Origin of the sequence: Mesorhizobium sp. B2-2-4 (genome assembly GCF_006442375.1) — a bacterium.
Taxonomy (GTDB): domain Bacteria; phylum Pseudomonadota; class Alphaproteobacteria; order Rhizobiales; family Rhizobiaceae; genus Mesorhizobium.
This window is the reverse complement of the sequence record NZ_VFWB01000007.1, coordinates 366480-386177: the sequence shown is the minus strand read 5'-3', so window position 1 is coordinate 386177 and position 19698 is coordinate 366480. Positions and strand designations below refer to the sequence as shown.

Here is a 19698-nt window from a genome sequence, read left to right as displayed (position 1 = left end):
CTACAGCGCCCTTTGCGGACAAGGCATTCCGGCAGCATCGCCGCAGCGCGAGGCCGTGGGCAAGGGCCTGAGGCTTGTTTCTTCCGAGCGGCGCACCAGTTCGGCGAAGACAAGCGCGAAGCTTCCCAGCACGACGGAGATGATGATCAGGCGTGTTACCAGCAATATGTTGGTCCCGGCTGGCGCGTGTCCCCGGAATCGGGCTCGACTCTCGAAGGATTCACGCACGATCAAAAGTGCCACAGCGTCTTTCGTATCCTGAAAGGCATAAAATCGCTGTGGGCGCCCCCACGCCACCATGCCGGCTAACATGATCGATGCGGCTTTACGAGAGTTTAAGCCCGGCCTTAACCATCACATTGGCTCGTTCCCTGATATGATTCGCGACTGCCGGTTCGAACCGCACGTCTGTGGGCTCTCTTTGCACACAGGCCCGCCCATGCTACCCCGGCCCAGCCGCCAACCGGTCACCGTCGGGGAGCCATGAGCAAAGCCGCCAACAGCATCGCCTTCGTCTCGTCCGGCACGCCTGACGCCAAAGCGGCGCTGGAAAGCCTGTCGGCGCGCTATGGCCAGCATTCGGTCGCGGAAGCCGATATCGTCGTGGCCCTGGGCGGCGACGGTTTCCTGCTGCAAACTTTGCGCGATACAATGGGAACCGGCAAAAAGGTCTACGGCATGAACCGTGGCACCATCGGCTTCCTGATGAACGAATATCGTTCCGGAGGTCTCGCCGAGCGCATCGCGGCCGCGGTCGCCGAAACGATCCGTCCGCTGGAGATGCAGGCCGTTACCTCGGATGGCGAAACCGTCTCGGCGCTGGCCATCAACGAAGTGGCGTTATGGCGCCAGTCCTATCAGACGGCCAAGATCCGCATCACCATAGATGACCAGGTACGGCTCGAGGAACTGAATTGCGACGGCGTGATGATCGCCACGCCGGCTGGCTCCACCGCCTACAATCTTTCGGCGCATGGGCCCATCCTGCCGCTCGACGCGCCGCTGCTGGCGCTTACCCCCGTCAGCCCGTTTCGCCCGCGCCGCTGGCGCGGCGCTTTGCTTTCCAACAAGGCGACCGTGCGCTTCGACATATTAGAGGCGGAAAAGCGGCCGGTGAACGCCGCCGCCGACCATACGGAGGTCAAGGCCGTAGCTTCCGTGACGGTGAGGGAATCTGCGACGGCGACCGCAACTTTGCTGTTCGATCCCAATCACTCGTGGAACGAACGCATACTGGCGGAACAGTTCCGTTATTGACCCGATATTGAGCCGGCGCGCGGATAAGCGGCCGGATCACACATAGTAATTAAGGTTACGACTTCACAATCGAGCCATTGCCGGCCGTTTGTGTTGACAAATCGCGGGCTTGCGCCTAGTTGCAGTGATGATCTTGCGGGCGCGCGGCGCCTGCCGCGACGGATGCCGTTGCGCTTCCCCGAACAGCCAAAGACAGCCAGAACTTGTCCTCAGACACCCAGACCGCTCAAGAAGCGTTGACTTTCGCGGACCTCGGCCTATCGCCGAAGGTCCTTTCCGCAGTCACCGACGCCGGCTACCTCAAGCCGACGCCGATCCAGGCCGGCGCCATTCCGCACGCGCTTCTGGGCAAGGATGTGCTTGGCATAGCACAGACCGGTACCGGCAAGACCGCCTCCTTCGTGCTGCCGATGCTGACACGACTGGAAAAGGGCCGCGCCCGCGCCCGCATGCCCCGCACGCTGATCCTGGAGCCGACCCGCGAGCTTGCGGCGCAGGTCGAGGAAAACTTCATCAAATACGGCAAGAACCACAAGCTCAACATCGCACTGCTGATCGGCGGCGTGTCGTTCGACGAACAGGACAAGAAACTGGAGCGTGGCGCCGACGTGCTCATCGCGACGCCCGGCCGCATGCTCGACCACCGCGAGCGCGGCAAGCTCTTGCTCAACGGCGTCGAGATCCTCGTCATCGACGAAGCCGATCGCATGCTCGACATGGGCTTCATTCCCGATATCGAGCGTATCTGTGAGATGATCCCCTTCACCCGGCAGACGCTGTTCTTCTCGGCGACGATGCCGCCCGAGATCACCAAGCTCACCGAAAAATTCCTGCACGCGCCGGTGCGTGTCGAGGTCTCCAAGGCCGCCTCCGCCGCGACCAACATCATCCAGCGGTTGGTGAAGTCCGGTTCCAAACCCTGGGACAAGCGCGAGACGCTGCGCAACCTGATCAAGGCCGAGGATGCAGAACTGAAGAACGCCATCATCTTCTGCAACCGCAAGATCGAGGTGTCGGAGCTGTTCCGCTCGCTGCTGAAATATGACTTCGACGCCGGCGCGCTGCATGGCGACATGGACCAGCGCGCGCGCATGCAGATGCTGGCCAATTTCCGCGACGGCAAGCTGCGGTATCTGGTCGCCTCCGACGTGGCCGCGCGCGGCCTCGACATTCCCGATGTCAGCCACGTCTTCAACTATGACGTCCCGATCCATGCCGAGGATTACGTCCACCGAATCGGCCGTACCGGCCGCGCCGGGCGCTCCGGAAAATCCTTCACCATCGCGACCAAGTCCGACACCAAGTACATCGACGCCATCGAACGGCTGATCGGCACCAAGATCGAGTGGCATGACGGTGACCTGTCGACGGTGGTGGCCAGCGAAGGCGAGGACGAAGCACCGCGCCGTGGCCGCGGTGCGCCGCGGCGCGCCGGCCGCAAGGACGACGACCGCAAGGACAGGGGCGAGCGCAAGAGAGGCGGACGCCAGGCCAAGCACGGCGAAGACGCGGCACCGGAAACCGTGCGCGAGGAACAGCCGGTCGCGGCCGAGGAAACGGTCGCCGGCACTGGTGAGCGGCGCACGCGCAAGGACGCTATCCGCTCGGAAAATTCCGAGCGCAAGAGCTCCGCGGCGCGCAGCGAGCGACGTGCACCGGAGCGCGGCGACACCAGGCCCCAGCGCGATGACCGTCGCCCTGCCCGCAACCGAGAAGACGAAAACGACGCCACCGTTGGCTTCGGCGACGACATGCCGGCCTTCATGCGCATCGTCGCCAAGGGCTGACCGACGAGTGGTTCCAAGACAAGACGGCCATCCGGCTTGCCCTCCCGGCAAGCTCCTGGCTGGGCTGGCCGTTACATCGGCCCAGGCATCATCTTGGTCGGTTTCTCCAACATCGGAAACTCGGCCTTGTTGCATTTCACGTTCGGGTTCGTCGGACTGAACATGCCGTTGGGATTATCACCCAGCCAAGCGTGAAGATCGTAGTGGACGAACTCCCTCGGGATGAGCGGATAGTGTCCCTCCATCGGACCCATGAAGGTTTGGCCAAACAGCTTCGGTGGCTCTTTGACGTCCGGCGTCAGCGGCACAAGCCATTCCGCCCCGACCAGGCGCAGACCGTTTTTCGTCGGCTCGTAGATCAGCACATTGGGGCGCATCGGGTCGAGTTTTTGGCTGACACTTGGGACGTTGACGAAATGGATGCCCATGGCGCCTTTCGGGTAGTACATCGCTCCGGATATCTTTTCTCCGCTATAGTAGACGCAGCCGACCGTCGACAGATAAAGGTCGCGGACGGCCGCGGTGTAGTCCTCATATTTGGCGAGCGACTTTTTCAAGGCCTCGATGTCAGCTTTGTTGGCATCCTCGGCTCGAGCCGCCGCGACGCCCAACCATGCGCTTACAAGACCTGTTAAAGCGAAGACGCCGCAGCGCCCAAGGCTGGCTGTTCTTGTCATGCATTCCTCCCAGATTTTTTTGATCTGGCCGTGCAAGACCGAGGCTGAAAAAGAAAATGCTTATTGCGCGGCCAAGTGTACCGCCTCATCCCCTCCGGAACAGCGACGATGCTATTCCTTTCCATGGCTGCGGGAAAGCGCTTATTTAGGACTGGCTAATTCTCTGGCACGCCAATCTCAATCTGAGCGCGGCGGTCGCGGCCGGTGAAGCTGTTGCCGTCATCGCCAAGCGACGCCACCGTTGGCTTCGGCTACGACACACCGGCCTTCATACGCATTGTCGCCAAGGTCTGATATCGTCGTGTGTTGCAAGGACGCACGGCCTCGCCGAAGATGGCGTGATGAAGCGTCTGGTGGAAGATTGGGTCTATGGTGGCGTGCTCGCCGGCCTCACTCTGTTCGTGGTGGCGATCGGGCTGGCCGCTCAATTGGAGATAGCCGAGTTCGCCGTCTTCCTGCTGATTCCGATTTACATGCTCCACCAATACGAGGAGCATGCCGAGGACCGGTTCCGGCTTTTCGTCAACAAGATGCTCGGCGGTGGGGCGCCGCTGCTTACCCGCTTCGATGTCTTTGTGATCAACGTACCGGGTGTATGGGGCATCTATTCCCTGGTTTTCACCCTCGCTGTCACGGTCAATGCCGGGATAGGGCTGATCGCCGCCTACACCACCCTGATCAACGCTTTGGTTCACGTCGCGCAGGCCATCAGGATGCGCAGCTACAACCCCGGGCTCATCACCGCAATTGTCTTGTTCGTACCCGCATCCATCTGGTCGATCCTGACGCTTTCCGGTTCGGGAACGGGCTTCCATATCCTTGGACTTACGGTCGGGCTGCTCATTCATGGACTGATCGTTGCCCATGTCGTCCGGCGGCAGCGCCTGACCCAACGAGCGACGGTCGATAAGCCGACCTCACCGTAACATCATGGAAGAACCCGGGGGCCGCAGGCCTGGCCGTCGGTCGCATTTTGCAAACAAAAACGGCCCCTTGCGAGGCCGTTTTTCCATTCTGATCGATGCTGCTCAGGTGAGCGGCGAAAGCTGGATCTCGACGCGACGGTTTTGAGCGCGACCCTCGGCGGTGGCATTGGACGCTACCGGACGGGTCTTGCCGAATCCCGTGACGGCGAAGCGGCGCGAATCGACGCCCTGGCCAGCCAGGTAGTTGGCGACCGCCAGCGCGCGGCGCTGCGACAGATCGAAATTATGCTGGTCGCCGCCGGTCGAATCGGTATGGCCGAACACGTCGACCGTGGTCTGCTTGAACTTCTTCAGCACCAGCGCGACCGAATTCAGCACTTGGTAAAAGCCGGGCTTCACCGCATCCTGATCGACGTTGAAGGTGATATCGGACGGCATATTGAGGATGATCTGGTCGCCGGAGCGGGTGACGCTGACGCCTGTGCCCTCCAACTGCCGGCGCAGTTCGGCTTCGTTCTGGTCCATGGTGGCGCCGATGGCGCCGCCGGCCAGCGCCCCGATGCCGGCGCCGATCAGCGCGTTGCGGCGGTCATTGCCACCGGCAAGCAGGCCAAGGCTGGCGCCGGCCAGGGCGCCGAGGCCGGCACCGGCCGCCGTATTGGAAATCTTCTGGTCGCCGGTATACGGATCGGTGGTGGTGCAGGCGCTCACTAGCACAGCCGTCGCCACGACGACGAGCACGGTCTTCTTCATAGGATTGTCCCTCTCCAAGTCACGCCTTGCGGTGGCGCCAAATCACCCTTCGCGCGACTTGTACCATGAAATGCGGCGAAAAGCGGAACGGGAAAAGCACCGGCGACGGCTTTTCCCCGGGGCACGATTTCCCGATTGGGCGTCCGGGAATCTACCAGAGATTCTTGCCGTCGATGGCCACCACTTCGACCTTGTCCAGGTCGAAATCGTCGAACAACCGCGAGTTGACGCTGATCTTGGGATTGTCGAAATCCGGCTCTCCGCTCGACCAGTCCGGTGTTTCGGTGAAGGTCCCGCAGCCGCAGGTGTCGCAAAAACCGTGCTTAACGGTCTTCGATCCCCACTGATAGAAGGAAACATTCTTCTGCGGCGTGAGGAGCTTGAACTGCGCAGGAGTGTAGTAGGCCCAAAGCGAGCCGCGTTTCGAGCAGAACGAACAAGTGCACTGCGTCAGCGTCTGCGGTGCTTGCGAAACCTCGAATATCGTCGCCTTGCAGTGGCAGCTTCCCTTGATGATCATGGACGTCACCTCTCCCTTGTCCGCCGCCCGCAGGCAACGCAACACAAAGGAGCGGTCCTGGCAACCGTCCGTCAGCAGGCCCCGCCCATCGCGGTCCGGGCCGGTCGCCGCTGCGCCTCCCGGGCCTAGTAGGAGCGCGGCGGCACGAACAGGCAGATCGTCTTACCGGCGTCTAGACCCGCTTGATGCGCGCACCAGTGGAATTCGCCGTCCGGGCTGTCCTTCACACGCTTGTCGGTCATCGGGACAACTTCCCCCGTGCCGGCGATCACATAACCCTCGGGTTTTTCCAAAACCTCGCCAGTATGGGCCGTGCGGCAATCGTAGTTAGCGCAGCATGCGAATGGATAGCTCCAACCCAGCGGCTTCGCCGCTGTAGGCTTGGCGTCGTGGGCGAAGGCAGGCGCCATCGGCAACGCAATCGCTGCGATTGCAAGCAGGCAGAGCATGAGTCGGCCCACCGCGGCCCGAGCCGATTTTGATGGGGCAGCAGACATGGAAGCGCTCCTTTCGACGAGCATCAAGCGTTTCGCTTGCCCGTTCCTGAAACGTGTCTTCCCAGCGGCCGGATCGTCAGCAGGCATTTCTGCCGCGCCCGGCCATAGATGCTTTTGTCTCCCCTCGACCATGGATGGTGGGCCGATTTGTGAGTCGGCGCAAGAAACCACTGCATGCCGATGTCGCAGGCTGAATGCCGCGCATCGGCAACAGAAAACAGGCGCCGTCTCTCGATTGGATAGGCAGGCACAACCATGCCCAGCAGACGGGATCGCAGATAACGAGATTCAGCGAGAGAAGTTCCGGCCTATTCGCCAGCAGGTCCTGTGATCACGTGTTCGTCATACTGCGGCAGGCCGTCGCTGATCGTGTACCACGGCGCCTTGGAACCGACGAAGATATGCTCGGTCGGGCGGATGCTCGGGTTGTCGACGAGCGTTCCCATCGCGACATGGACGAAGGCGCCCTGGCGCACGACCGAATAGAGCAGCGAACCGCACCGCTTGCAGTGCGCGTCATGGCCGTTGTCGTCGCCGAAGACCAGCAACATGTCGTGGCCCTTGGTCAGGACAAACTTGGCGCGTTCGATGCCCGCGAAGGGCTTGAAAGCCGAACCTGTCGTGCGCCGGCAGTTCGAGCAATGGCAATTCGCCGCGTACAGGAACTCGTCAGCGACCGCATAGTGCACCGCGCCGCAGAAGCACTTTCCAACAAGCTTGCGAGCCATCATCCAATCCAAATGTGTGGCACTGTAGGCGCCGGCCCTAATCCAGGTCCGCCACCGCTTCCCCAGCACCACCCTCGATGCGTTGCGACAGCGAGGCTTCCATGAAGTCATCGAGGTCGCCATCGAGCACGCTCGACGGGCTGGTGCTTTCGACGCCAGTACGCAGATCCTTCACCAGCTGATAGGGCTGCAGCACGTAGGAGCGGATCTGGTGACCCCAGCCAATGTCGCTCTTCGATGCTTCGGTGGCGTTGGCGACGGCTTCGCGCTTCTTCAGCTCTTCCTCGTAAAGCCGCGAGCGCAGCATCTCCCAGGCCTTTGCCCGATTTTTGTGCTGCGAGCGTTCGGCCTGGCAGGCGACCGCGATGCCGGTTGCGAGATGGGTAATGCGCACCGCCGAATCGGTGGTGTTGACGTGCTGGCCGCCTGAACCGGACGAACGATAGGTGTCGATGCGCACGTCGGATTCGGAAACGTCGATCTCGATCGTATCGTCGATGACGGGATAGACCCAGACGCTGGCGAAGGATGTGTGCCGGCGCGCGTTGCTGTCATAGGGTGAAATGCGCACCAGGCGATGGACGCCGGATTCCGTCTTCAGCCAACCATAGGCATTGTGGCCCTTGATCAGCAGCGTCGCAGACTTGATGCCGGCCTCTTCGCCGTCATGCACTTCCAGCACCTCGACCTTGAAGCGGCGGCGCTCGGCCCAGCGCGTGTACATGCGCAGCAACATCGAGGCCCAGTCCTGGCTTTCGGTGCCGCCGGCGCCTGCGTGGATTTCGAGATAGGTGTCGTTGGCGTCGGCTTCGCCCGACAGCAGCGTCTCGACCTGGCGGGCCTTCGCCTCGCCTTGCATCGAACGGATCGCTGCCTCAGCCTCGGCAACGACGCTCTCGTCGCCCTCTTCCTCGCCGAGTTCGATCAGGCCGATATTGTCTTCCAGCGCCTGGGTCAGGCCCCTGACCGCCGCGATGCCTTCCTCGAGGCCCTGGCGCTCGCGCATCAGCTTCTGCGCTTCCAGCGGTTCGTTCCAGAGGCTGGCGTCCTCGGCGCGGACGTTGAGATATTCAAGCCGCTTTATGGCCTGATCCCAGTCAAAGATGCCTCCTCAGCAGGGTAATTGCCTGCCTGATCTCGTCGACAATATTCTGCGTTTCCGCGCGCATGGCCTGATGTTTTATCCTGTTGCTGAAAGTGACGCCTGGTCGGCGCGATACATAGGGACGGCGCCGCCGCCTGTAAAGCAAATTGGACCGGCCCAGGGCCGGCCCAATCCTGCATGCATACCCGTCAGTAGAGGCCGCCGCCGCCCGACTGGATGGCCTGGTTGGCCTGAGGCGACAGCGCGCCGCCGGAGGCATTGGACCCGTCGGCGCCCATGCCGATCACCCAATAGCTGTCGGCTGGCCCGGTGCCCGGCTTGAAGGCCTCGATGATGGTGCCGGGATCGCCCGAATTGGCCCGCATGCCGGTCTTGCGGTTGATGGCGACCAGATTCATGCCTTCGGGAACCTTGAAGTCGACATTGGGCGTGCCATCCAGCGCCACGCGCATGAAATCCTTGAAGATAGGAGCGGCGAGGCCGCCGCCGGTGGCGCCATGGCCAAGGCCGCGCGGCGTGTCGTAGCCCATATAGAGGCCGACGACGAGGTTCGGCGTGTAACCGATGAACCAGGCGTCCTTTTCGTCGTTGGTGGTGCCGGTCTTGCCGGCGATGTGGCGTCCGAGCTCGGCGATGGTGGCGCCGGTGCCGCGCTGGACGACGCCTTCCATCATCGAGGTGATCTGGTAGGCGGTCATCGGATCGAGAACCTGTTCGGAATTATCGACAAGCTCAGGTTCGGGCTGGTTCTGCCATTCGGCCGCGTTGCAGCCTTCGCAGCCGCGTTCGTCCTGCTTGAAGACGGTCTTGCCGTAGCGGTCCTGGATACGGTCGATCAATGTCGGCTTGATCGACTTGCCGCCATTGGCCATGATCGAATAGGCCGAAACCATGCGCATCACCGTCGTCTCGCCGGAGCCCAGCGCCATCGGCAAATACGGCGCCAGATGGTCATAGACGCCGAAACGCTCGGCATATTCGACGACCAGCTTCATGCCCATGTCGTTGGCGAGGCGCACAGTCATCAGGTTGCGCGACTTTTCGATGCCGGAGCGCAGGGTTGCCGGACCAGCGACCGTGCCGTCGTAGTTCTTCGGCGTCCAGGTCGTGTTGCCGCTCTGGATGGTAATCGGTCCGTCCATGATCACCGACGCCGGCGTATAGCCATTGTCGAGCGCCGCGGAATAGACGATCGGCTTGAACGAAGAGCCGGGCTGGCGCATGGCCTGGGTGGCGCGGTTGAACTCCGACTGCGCGTAGGAGAAGCCGCCGACCATGGCCAGCACGCGGCCGGTGTGTGGATCCATGGCGATCAGGCCGCCTTCCACTTCGGGGACCTGGCGCAGGCTGTAGGCGTCGTCGGAGCCTTCGTTCTTCTGGACGAAGACGACGTCGCCCGGCTTCAGCACATCGGCCGGCGACTTGGCCCTGACCGTCTTGCCGCCGACCACATGGCGCATGGCAAAGCCCATGTCTTCCTTGCTGACGGTGCCTTCGACGCGCTCCTTGACGATGTCGCCCGACGCCTGGCGTGCCGGCTGCAAGCCAATCGACAGGCCGGATGCCGAACTGTCGAGCACGACTGCGAGCTTCCATTCGGGAACGTCTTCCAGTCCCTTCACATTGCCCAGCGGCACACCCCAGTCGCCGGACACGTCGATCGTCTTCAGCGGCCCGCGGTAGCCGCGCAGCGTGTCGTATTTGATCAAGCCGTTCTGCATCGCCTTGCGGGCGATGAGCTGGATCTTCGGGTCGAGCGTGGTGCGGACGGACAGGCCGCCTTCATAGAGCGCGTTCTCGCCGTAGCGGGCGATGATCTGGCGGCGCACCTCCTCGGTGAAGTATTCGCCGGCGAACAGATAGGTGCCGTTGCGGCGCGGTGTGACGCCGAGGGGCTCCGCCTTGGCCTTGTCGCCTTCCTCGCGCGTGACGTAGCCGTTCTCCACCATCTGGTCGATGACCCAGTTGCGGCGCTCAAGCGCGCGGTCGGCATGCTTGAAGGGATGATAGTTGTTCGGCCCCTTGGGCAGCGAGGCCAGATAGGCGGCCTCGGCCACGGTCAGCTCATTCACCGACTTGTCGAAATAAGTGAGCGCCGCACCCGCCACGCCATAGGCGCCGAAACCGAAGAAGATTTCGTTGAGGTAGAGTTCGAGAATGCGGTCCTTGGAATAGGCCTGCTCGATGCGGAAGGCGAGGATCATCTCCTTGATCTTGCGCTCGTAGGTCTGGTCCGAGGTCAGCAGAAAATTCTTCGCCACCTGCTGCGTGATCGTCGAGGCGCCAACCTGACGCCTGCCCGAGCCGAAATTCTGCAGGTTGACGATGATAGCGCGGCCCAGGCCGGTCACGTCAATGCCGGGGTGGTTGTAGAAATTCTTGTCCTCGGCCGACAGGAAGGCCGCCTTGACGCGGTCGGGGATGGCCTGGATCGGCAAATACAGGCGCCGTTCGCGCGCGTACTCGGCCATCAGCGCGCCGTCCGAGGCATGGATTCGGGTGGTCACCGGCGGCTCGTACTTGGCCAGCACCTCATAGTCGGGCAGATCCTTGGACAAATGCCCGATATAGATGGCAACCCCCGCCGCGACCAGCAGGGCCAGCGTCGTGCCGATACCGAAGAAATAGCCAATGAGACGAATCATGCCCGCTCCAGTCCTTGGTTCGGGAATTTCCTAAACGAAGCCGCCTTCCGCGCAAGCATTCGAGCCGGTCCCAACCCGTAATCGAAAACCCATGTCGCTACCATGTGGGCAAAATACGGCAAGGCCGGATTTCGCGGCCGTGAGTCGGAAATAAAAGCGTCGGGTGTTGTCGCCGCGCAACGCTGCCTGTGGTTGCAGGCGTCGTCAGGCATTTCAGCCCCCGGTTCCCGTTCCGGCACGCGCGGAAGCGAACAGCGCGACGGCGTTGGTGATGCTTTGCGCCGCCTTGCCGCGCCAGTCGGCGTCGAGCAGTTGCGCCTCGTCCTTGGCATTCGAGAGATAGCCTAGTTCGACCAGCACGGAGGGGACGTCAGGCGCTTTCAGCACCTTGAATCCCGCGGAACGCTGCGGATTGTTGATGAGGCCGACGCTGGTCGACAACTGGCCGACCAGCGTGTGGGCGAAACTCATCGAAAAGGTGTGGGTCTCGCGGCGGATCAGGTCGATCAGGATATCGGTGACTTCCTTGTTGTCGTCCTTGATCACCATGCCGGCGAACTGGTCCGAGAGATTTTCACGGTCGGCAAGCGCCTGCGCTTCCGGATCCGAAGCCTTGTCGGAAACGGTATAGACGGTCGCGCCACGGATGCCCTTGAGGCTGATGGTGTCGGCATGAATGGAGATGAGCAGGTCGGCCTCATGCTGGCGAGCGATGCGCACGCGGTCGTCCAGCCGCAAATATTCGTCGGTGTCGCGCGTCATGAAGACATCGTATCTGCCGACGGCGGCGAGCTTGTCGCGCAGTTCCGTGGCGAAAGCCAGCGTGACGTTCTTTTCGACGGTGCCGTTCAGGCCCTCGGCACCGCCATCGACGCCGCCATGGCCCGGATCGATGACGACGGTGAAGCGATGGCCCGGATTGGAGACCGGCCCGGTGCCGACCCGCCCGCCCTTGTCGGTCGAAACCGTGGAACCGGTGGTCAGCGCCTGATTGGCAAGGGCAGTGTCGAACTCGCGTTCGGAGGCCGCCGACATGTCGATGGCGATGCGGTAGCCCGCGCCGTCCTCGTTCTTGAGAACATCGAGCTTGTCGACCGCGAACGGCCCCTTCCCGGTGAGAACCAGCCGCGACACGCCTGCCTCCAACTCACCCAGGCGCACGCCCTTGACCAGCCCGCGAGGCTTCAAATCCTTGGCATCGATGGCTAACTTCGTATTCGCCAGATCGATGACCAGACGATTGGGCCCGCGCAAAAGGAACCATTTGACGTCGGGCTCGCGGTCGAAATCCATGACGATGCGCATCTTGGTGGCATCGCCCGCCATCTTGTAACCGGTTGCCGTGAGCGGGGCATCGGCGGCGTTGGCGACCAACGAAATGGTCATCGACAGCAGGAGGCAGAAGATCGCGAGCAAACGGCCGCCGGCACGACTGCCCTTGTCTGTGAAGCCTGCCAGTCCCATCTCTTTGCAGTCGCTCCCGGTTTGGCGCCAAGGCGCCCGGTCATGTAGTCGAAGTGCCGGTTAGGCCGCGAACTCGATTAACGATTGGTATCCAGAGAAGGTTAACCAAGCCTTTTCACGCGAGGCCCGGACCCGTGCTTACGTGGCGGAACCGCTTTTGCCGGCGTCGGAAAACGGGGTTGCCTTCCAACCCGCCAAATCATAAAAGCGATAGTGGATCACTGCAATCCTGGAACCGCCCTCCTCCGCAGCTTCCCGCTACAGGTGAGACGAAAGGCGGCTCCTTTCGCTCCATGCGAGAAGGGTTCAGGTGATCGCGACGAATTTCGCAGGTGTGCGCCCGTGGCGGGGGAATCGCCTGCGTGAGGAAAACGGCCGGGTTTGTCCCGCGCCGGCTCTGTATGAGCAAACAAGCTGGTCCGGTTTCCGGGCTTTGGTTCAAAAGGTTCTGCTGGTGACGATGGCTTCAAGCGCAATCATGGAAAGGTCCGCATCAAACCGCGCCAATATGGCTGCGGGCGGCACCGCCATGGCGCGCAGGCACCGTCCGGCGGACATTCAGACATCCGGCACCCACATTCATCCAGACACACAGCAGCGGCCCTTGCGCCGCAAGCTGCGGCTGACGGCTGCCGGGGGGAAACGAAATAATGCCCAACAAAATGCTGATAGACGCCTCCCACCCGGAGGAAACACGCGTTGTCGTCGTACGCGGTAATCGTATCGAAGAATTCGACTTTGAATCACAGGACAAGAAGCAGCTCAAAGGAAACATCTATCTCGCCCGCGTAACGCGCGTCGAACCCTCCCTTCAGGCAGCCTTTGTCGAATATGGCGGCAACCGTCACGGTTTCCTCGCCTTCAGTGAAATACACCCCGACTACTACCAGATCCCCGTCGCCGACCGTCAGGCGCTGCTGCGCGCCGAAGCGCAGGAAGCCGAGGACGAGGACGATGAGGACGGCGAAGGCGACGACCGCCAGAGCCGCGATCGCGGCCGGCGCGGGCGCCGGCGCGGCGGCAAGGGCCGCGACCGCGCAGAACACAAGCGCGATGCGAGCGGGGCCGATGCCGACGAGGCAACCGAAACGGCCGGCGAGGCAGGCGACGCCGACAATGGCAATGACGCCGTCTCGGAGAACACTTCCCACGGTTCGGAAACCATCGAACATGCGGCCGATATCCCGGAACAGGCCGCGGATGCATCCAATCATGGCGAAGCCTCCCCCGAGCAGAGCGACGAATCGTCCGGACAGGACGAAGGCGAGACCCGCGAGGGCGGCCCGACGTCGATCGCCGCCTCCGTCGACGCCGACGTGATTTCCGAACCCGTCCCGCTGACGGAACAGGGCAGTGAATCCAGCGACGATGATCGCGGCATGCTGGAAGAGGTTCAGTCTTCGCATCCGGACGATCACGAGGTCGAATCGGTCGGCGCCGAGGATGCCCTGGAGGAAGCGCGCAACCGCCGTAAGCCGATGCGCCGCCAGTACAAGATCCAGGAAGTGATCAAGCGCCGCCAGATCCTGCTGGTGCAGGTTGTCAAGGAAGAGCGCGGCAACAAGGGCGCAGCGCTCACCACCTATCTGTCGCTTGCCGGCCGCTATTCCGTGCTGATGCCGAACACGGCGCGCGGCGGCGGAATTTCGCGCAAGATCACCAGTGCTGTGGACCGCAAGCGCCTCAAGGAAGTGGTCGCCGATCTCGAAGTGCCGCAAGGCATGGGCGTCATCCTGCGCACCGCAGGCGAGAGCCGCACCAAGGCCGAGATCAAGCGCGATTACGAATATCTGATGCGGCTTTGGGAGAACGTGCGCAATCTCACGCTCCAGTCCACGGCCCCTGCCCTCGTCTACGAGGAAGGCAGCCTGATCAAGCGTTCGGTGCGCGACCTCTATAACAAGGACATCGACGAGATCCTCGTCTCCGGCGAAGAGGGCTACCGCGAGGCCAAGGACTTCATGCGCATGCTGATGCCGAGCCACGCGAAGGTGGTTCAGCCGTTCCGCGATACGACGCCGATCTTCGTGCGCAATGGCATCGAGGCGCAGCTTGACCGCATGCTGCAGCCGCAAGTGACGCTGAAGAGCGGCGGCTACATCATCATCAACCAGACCGAGGCGCTGGTCGCCATCGACGTCAATTCGGGCCGCTCGACCAAGGAGCACTCGATCGAGGACACCGCGCTCCACACCAATCTGGAAGCGGCGGAGGAAGTCGCCCGCCAGCTCAGGCTGCGCGACCTTGCCGGCCTGATCGTCATCGACTTCATCGACATGGAGGAGAACCGCAACAACCGTGCCGTCGAGAAGCGGTTGAAGGATCATCTCAAGAACGACCGCGCGCGCATCCAGGTCGGCCGCATCTCGCATTTCGGCCTGATGGAGATGTCGCGCCAGCGCATCCGCGCCAGCGTGCTGGAATCGACCATGAAGCCTTGCCCGCATTGCGGCGGCACCGGCCATGTGCGCTCCGATTCGTCTGTCGCGCTGATGGTGGTCAGGGCGATCGAGGAGTTCCTGCTCAAGGATTCGCGCAGCCACATCACGGTTCGCACGCCCGCGGCGACCGCGCTCTATGTGCTCAACCACAAGCGCGGCACGCTGGTGGAACTGGAAAGCCGCTTCGGCCTGACCATCACGCTCGAGGCCGACGACACGGTCGGTTCGCAGCATTATGCGATCTTCCGCGGCGCGCTGGCCGAAAAGCCTGAAGGCTTCGTCGAGGCACGCACCCTGCCGGCCTATGTCGAACCGGAAGAGCCCGAGGATGAGACCATCGTCGAGGAGGAAGACGAAGCACCGGCCCAGGCCGAACAGCCGCGTCAGCCGCAGCAAGGTCAGCACCAGCAGAGGCCCGGCGAAGAGGGCGAAGGCCGCGACCGCAAGCGCCGCAAGCGTCGCAGACGCCGCGGCGGCAAGGATCGCGATCGAGAACATGGCCACACCGACGGTGCTTCCGTGTCGGCGCAGGCCGACGAGTTGTCCACATCGGAAAGCCCGGTGAGCCGTGACGAGGCGGAAGCCGGCGACGAGGCTCCGGTCCCCGCGGCCGGAACTGCCGAAACGGCGGAAGCATCCGACGAGGGCCAGGGCAAGAAGCGTCGCCGCGGCAAGCGCGGCGGCAAACGCAACCGGCGCGAGGACGGCGAAGGCGAGGCCGAGGCAAGCGCCGATGAAGCGACCGAACCTTCCGGGGTCGATGCTTCCGAAAGCGAGCCTGCGATCGAGCCGGTAACCGTCGTGGCTGCGGAAGAGCCGGTGGCTCCAGTGAGCGACGAGGCGACGACCGCCGAGAAGCCCAAGAAGCCGCGGCGCGCAGCCAAGCCGAAGAAGGCAGCCGCCGAGGCTGTCGCCGAGGAGCCGATCGCTGAACTGGCCGTTCCGGCACCCGCCGAGACGCCAGCCACGGCATCGGACGAGGCGGCGGCAGCGACCGCCGAGGAAACACCGAAGGCCCGTCCGTCACGACGCAAGCCGGCGGCCATCGATGCGCCGATCGTGCCGGTGGTTTCCTCGACCGTCGCCGAAGAGCCGGAAACCAAGACCGAAGAGAAGCCGAAGCGCGCCGGCTGGTGGCAGCGGAAAGGTTTCTTCTGAGATTTCAGCCCTTTGAACTGACTTCCTGAATAAAAAAAATCCCGCGCCGGTCGAAAGACGGCGCGGGATTTTCATATCCGGTTTGCCGGAACGTTACGGCGCGAAGATCGACCAGTTCATCATCCTGGCAAGCTTTTCCAGGGCGATCGAGCCCAGCTTGGAATTGCCGTTGGCGTTGAGGCCGGGCGACCAGACGGCGAGCGAGGCGACGCCGGGCACGATGCCCAATATGCCGCCGCCGACGCCGCTCTTGCCCGGAATGCCGACGCGGAAGGCAAAATCACCGGAGCCGTCATAGTGGCCGCAGGTCAGCATCATGGCGCCGATGCGGCGTGCCCGCTCGACCGACACCACGGAATGTCCGGTCGCCGGATTTTTGCCGCCATTGGCGAGGAACCGGCCGGCCATCGCCAGCTGCCGGCAGCTCATGGCGATGGCGCAATGGTGGAAATAGACGCCGAGCGCCAGCTCCGGCGCATGATGAAGACTCCCGAAGGATTTCATGTAGTTGGCGAGCGCGAAGTTGCGATAGCCGGTGGCGCGCTCCGACGCTGCCACCTCGCGGTCGATGATGATGGTCTCGTCGTCGGCGAGGAACTGGATGAAGCGCAGGATCTCGCCGATCGCCTCGCGCGGCTGGTGGCCGGCAAGCAGGATGTCGGAGATGACAATGGCGCCGGCATTGATGAAGGGATTGCGCGGAATGCCGTTCTCATGCTCGAGCTGCACGATCGAGTTGAACGGATTGCCCGAAGGCTCGCGCCCTACCCGCTTCCACAGCGCGTCGCCGACATTGCCCAGCGCCAGCGTCAAGGTGAACACTTTCGAGATGCTCTGGATCGAAAAGGGCTGGTCGGCGTCGCCCGCCATCAGCACACGGCCGTCATTGGTGACGGCTGCGATGCCGAATTTCTTGGGATCAACCTTGCCGAGTTGCGGGATATAGGTGGCGACCTCGCCGCGATCGGTGCGTTCGGCCATTTCGACCGCGACTTCGGCCAGGGCCTGCTCGAGTTCCGGCATGGATCTACCTCAGCCAGCGTTCGATGCGCGCCAATGCCTCGACCATGTCGTCATGGCTGCCGGCATAGGAGAAACGCATAGTGCGGTGCCCGGCCTGGGTGTCGAAATCACGGCCGGGCGTGGCCGCGACATGCGCCTCGGCCAGCATCTTGCGGGCGAAAGCCATGCTGTCGTTGCTGTGCCTGGTGACGTCGCAAAAGGCATAGAAGGCGCCATCCATCGGTGCTGCGAGCGGAAAACCGAGCTCCGGCAGACGCTTCATCAGGAGCTCGCGGTTCCAGGCATAGCGACCCTTGACCGCTTCTAGCTCCTCGGTAGCGGCAAAGGCCTCGATTGCGGCGACCTGCGACAGTTCCGGCGGCGAGATGTAGAGGCTCTGCGCAATGCGCTCGATGGGCCGCACCACCGCTTCCGGCAGCACCATCCAGCCGATGCGCCAGCCGGTCATGCAATAGTATTTCGAGAAGGAGTTGATCGCCGTGACACCGGCTCCAAAGGCGAGTGCCGTGGTGTCGGGCGCCGCATAGGCCAGCCGGTGGTAGATCTCGTCGGAGATGACGGCAATGCCGAGCGCCTCCGCCGTCCGGACCAGGTCCGCGAGATCATCGGCCGGAATGACCGCGCCGGTCGGGTTGGCGGGACTTGCGAACAGCACGCCCTTCAGCGGTTTTTCGCGATGCGCGGTCTCCAGGTGAGCGGCATGAAGATAGGCCGCGTCGCCGAGCTCGATCTCGATCACTTCGATGCCCAGCGCCGCCATGATGTTGCGATAGGCGGGGTAGCCGGGCGCTGCGATGGCGACGCGGTCACCGGGATCGAACATTGCCAGGAAGGCGAGATTGAAGGCGGCCGAGGATCCCGTGGTGACCGCGATCCGGTCGGGCGCGACATCAAGCCCATAGTGATCCCCATAGTGTTCCGCGATCGCCTTGCGCAATCCAGCCAGGCCCAGCGCATCGGTATAGCCAATACGCCCGTCCTGCAAAGCCCTGGCCGCCGCGGCACGAACGCGGGCCGGAGCCGGATCGGACGGCTGGCCGACGGCCATGGAAATGACCGGCGCGCCCGTCGCTCTCAGCCGGTTCGCCTCGGCCAGCACATCCATGGCGTGGAAGGGTTCGACATTGCCACGGCGTGAGAGCGAAACGACCATTTTGACCTCGATCCGACGATTGAGCGCACCACGTCCTGGCGCATGCGCCGCACAAATGCCCGATTGGTGTGAGGATCACAAGCTGAGGAAGTTTTTCCGGTGCCGACTTTTCATCTTTCGCCCGCTCGTCTACCAGTGGACACGTCATGTTGAGCCGACCCAAATCGATGGTTGCCCGGGTAGCGCGCGTCGTTGCGACGCTTTCGCTTGGCGTCGCCGTCGCGGTGTCTGGTTCCACCAGCGCCTTGGCCCAGAACGTGCCGGTGGTGCGCGATGCCGAGATCGAGGCGCTGGTGCGCGACTACGCCCGCCCGATCTTCAAGGCCGCCGGTCTGGCGAATGACGGTATCGACATCGTCCTGGTCAACGACCAGAGCTTCAATGCCTTCGTCACCGGACGCAGGCTGTTCATCAACACGGGCGCCTTGATGGAAGCCGAAACGCCCAACGAGATCGTCGGCGTCATCGCCCACGAGGCCGGCCATATCGCCGGCGGCCACCAGCAGAAACTGCGTGACCAGCTCGAGCGCGCCAAGACGATGGCCATCATCGCAACCTTGCTGGGCGCCGGCGCCATGGTCGCCGGGGCGACCACCAACAGCCGCGGACTTGCCGGCGCCGGCGTGGGCGTGGCGGCTGGCGGCGGCGAGATGGCGCAGCGCAGCATTCTCGCCTATCAGCGCACCGAGGAAATGACGGCCGACCGCTCGGCGATCACCTATCTCAACGCCACTGGCCAGTCCGGCATGGGCATGCTGAAGACGTTTCAGCGTTTCCAGACGGCCTTGTCGCTGTCGGGCGCGCAGGTCGATCCCTACCGGATCAGCCATCCAATGCCGCGCGATCGAATCTCCAACCTCGAAGTGCTGGTCAAGCAGAGCCCCTATCTCGACAAGGTCGATGCGCCGGCACTGCAATTGCGCCACGACATGATGCGGGTGAAGATCGCTGTCTACATGGAAGGCCAGGCCGCCGCGTCGCGGCTGATGCGAAAGATGCAGGGCAGCCTTGCCGCGCAGTATGGCGAGGCCCAATCGGCCTATCTTTTCGGCAACATCGCCACCGCACTCGCCAAGACCAACGCCTTGATCAAAGCCCAGCCCGGCAACGCCTATTTCCAGGAATTGCGCGGCGATATATTGATGAAGGCGAACAAGCCCAAGGAAGCTGCCGATGCCTACGCCAAGGCAGTCAGCCTCGACAAGGCGCGATCTGGATTGCTGCCGGTTTCGCTCGGCCAGGCGTTGATGGCGACGGGCACCCCAGACGCTCTGAAAAAGGCCGTGGTGCAGATCAACAACGGCTTGCGACGCGACAAGGAAAATTCCGTGGGATACCGCTATCTGGCTCAGGCCTATGGCGAATTGGGAGACATACCGGGCGCCGAGCTCGCCACGGCCGAGGGTCATTTCTATTCCGGTAACTACAAGGATGCGAAGATCTTCGCCATGCGAGCGCAGCAGCAACTCAAACGCGGCGAGCCGCGATGGATACGCGCCCAGGACATCATAAACTACAAGCCGTCGGGCAAGGTATAGTGAACCTTCCGGCCGTGCGCTGCGAC

General features: G+C 62.9%; 16 protein-coding genes. 5 read left to right on the top strand and 11 right to left on the bottom strand.

Annotation, left to right across the window (positions count from 1 at the left end; translation table 11 throughout):
* A complete protein-coding gene (locus FJ959_RS31865) occupies positions 1 to 165 on the bottom strand; it encodes a hypothetical protein (RefSeq protein ID WP_181167386.1) in 165 nt (54 codons plus the stop codon).
* A 318-nt stretch (positions 166 to 483) separates the two neighbouring features.
* Between FJ959_RS31865 and FJ959_RS20535 the strand changes: the two genes are divergently transcribed.
* Positions 484 to 1257, top strand: a complete 774-nt coding sequence (locus FJ959_RS20535; protein WP_140558695.1) for an NAD kinase — start codon at positions 484 to 486, stop codon at positions 1255 to 1257.
* Positions 1258 to 1460: 203 nt separating this feature from the next.
* Positions 1461 to 3044 carry a DEAD/DEAH box helicase gene (locus FJ959_RS20530; RefSeq protein WP_181169650.1) on the top strand — a complete coding sequence of 528 codons (1584 nt, stop codon included), beginning with the start codon at positions 1461 to 1463 and terminating at the stop codon, positions 3042 to 3044.
* Positions 3045 to 3115: 71 nt separating this feature from the next.
* Here the strand turns inward: FJ959_RS20530 and FJ959_RS20525 are convergent, their stop codons facing one another.
* Entirely contained in the window at positions 3116 to 3721 is a 606-nt protein-coding gene (locus FJ959_RS20525; protein WP_140631740.1) for a hypothetical protein, read from the bottom strand.
* Between the two features lie 341 nt (positions 3722 to 4062).
* On the opposite strand from FJ959_RS20525, the gene FJ959_RS20520 reads away from it, so the two are divergent.
* Positions 4063 to 4647 carry an HXXEE domain-containing protein gene (locus tag FJ959_RS20520; RefSeq protein WP_210239534.1) on the top strand — a complete coding sequence of 195 codons (585 nt, stop codon included), beginning with the start codon at positions 4063 to 4065 and terminating at the stop codon, positions 4645 to 4647.
* A gap of 102 nt (positions 4648 to 4749) precedes the next feature.
* On the opposite strand, the gene FJ959_RS20515 is transcribed toward FJ959_RS20520, so the two are convergent.
* From FJ959_RS20515 to FJ959_RS20485, 7 genes are all read right to left on the bottom strand, one after another.
* Positions 4750 to 5400: an OmpA family protein gene (locus FJ959_RS20515; RefSeq protein WP_140493627.1), complete on the bottom strand. Its 651-nt coding sequence runs from the start codon at positions 5398 to 5400 to the stop codon at positions 4750 to 4752.
* Between the two features lie 151 nt (positions 5401 to 5551).
* Complete coding sequence (locus FJ959_RS20510) at positions 5552 to 5920, bottom strand: GFA family protein (RefSeq protein WP_140631716.1); 369 nt, start codon at positions 5918 to 5920, stop codon at positions 5552 to 5554.
* Positions 5921 to 6045: 125 nt separating this feature from the next.
* Complete coding sequence (locus FJ959_RS20505) at positions 6046 to 6417, bottom strand: hypothetical protein (RefSeq protein ID WP_140493631.1); 372 nt, start codon at positions 6415 to 6417, stop codon at positions 6046 to 6048.
* Positions 6418 to 6725: 308 nt separating this feature from the next.
* A complete protein-coding gene (locus FJ959_RS20500; protein ID WP_140517633.1) occupies positions 6726 to 7145 on the bottom strand; it encodes a GFA family protein in 420 nt (139 codons plus the stop codon).
* A gap of 37 nt (positions 7146 to 7182) precedes the next feature.
* Positions 7183 to 8314, bottom strand: a protein-coding gene (gene prfB / locus FJ959_RS20495; RefSeq protein WP_140493636.1) for a peptide chain release factor 2 whose coding sequence is annotated in 2 segments (ribosomal slippage) — positions 7183 to 8247 and positions 8249 to 8314 — 1131 coding nt in all. Because the reading frame shifts where the segments join, the coding sequence is not laid out codon by codon here.
* Positions 8315 to 8438: 124 nt separating this feature from the next.
* Positions 8439 to 10895 carry a penicillin-binding protein 1A gene (locus FJ959_RS20490; protein ID WP_140493638.1) on the bottom strand — a complete coding sequence of 819 codons (2457 nt, stop codon included), beginning with the start codon at positions 10893 to 10895 and terminating at the stop codon, positions 8439 to 8441.
* Between the two features lie 213 nt (positions 10896 to 11108).
* Entirely contained in the window at positions 11109 to 12359 is a 1251-nt protein-coding gene (locus tag FJ959_RS20485) for an N-acetylmuramoyl-L-alanine amidase (protein ID WP_140493640.1), read from the bottom strand.
* A gap of 650 nt (positions 12360 to 13009) precedes the next feature.
* Here FJ959_RS20485 and FJ959_RS20480 point away from each other — a divergent pair.
* Positions 13010 to 15958, top strand: a complete 2949-nt coding sequence (locus tag FJ959_RS20480; RefSeq protein ID WP_140584172.1) for a ribonuclease E/G — start codon at positions 13010 to 13012, stop codon at positions 15956 to 15958.
* Positions 15959 to 16051: 93 nt separating this feature from the next.
* Here the strand turns inward: FJ959_RS20480 and FJ959_RS20475 are convergent, their stop codons facing one another.
* Positions 16052 to 16981, bottom strand: a complete 930-nt coding sequence (locus tag FJ959_RS20475; RefSeq protein ID WP_140631715.1) for a glutaminase — start codon at positions 16979 to 16981, stop codon at positions 16052 to 16054.
* Positions 16982 to 16985: 4 nt separating this feature from the next.
* Positions 16986 to 18134 (bottom strand): aminotransferase class I/II-fold pyridoxal phosphate-dependent enzyme, encoded by a 1149-nt coding sequence (locus FJ959_RS20470; RefSeq protein WP_140631712.1) that lies wholly within the window; start codon positions 18132 to 18134, stop codon positions 16986 to 16988.
* Positions 18135 to 18280: 146 nt separating this feature from the next.
* Here FJ959_RS20470 and FJ959_RS20465 point away from each other — a divergent pair, with 146 nt between their 5' ends.
* Complete coding sequence (locus FJ959_RS20465; RefSeq protein WP_140631710.1) at positions 18281 to 19672, top strand: M48 family metalloprotease; 1392 nt, start codon at positions 18281 to 18283, stop codon at positions 19670 to 19672.
* Positions 19673 to 19698: the final 26 nt, after the last annotated feature.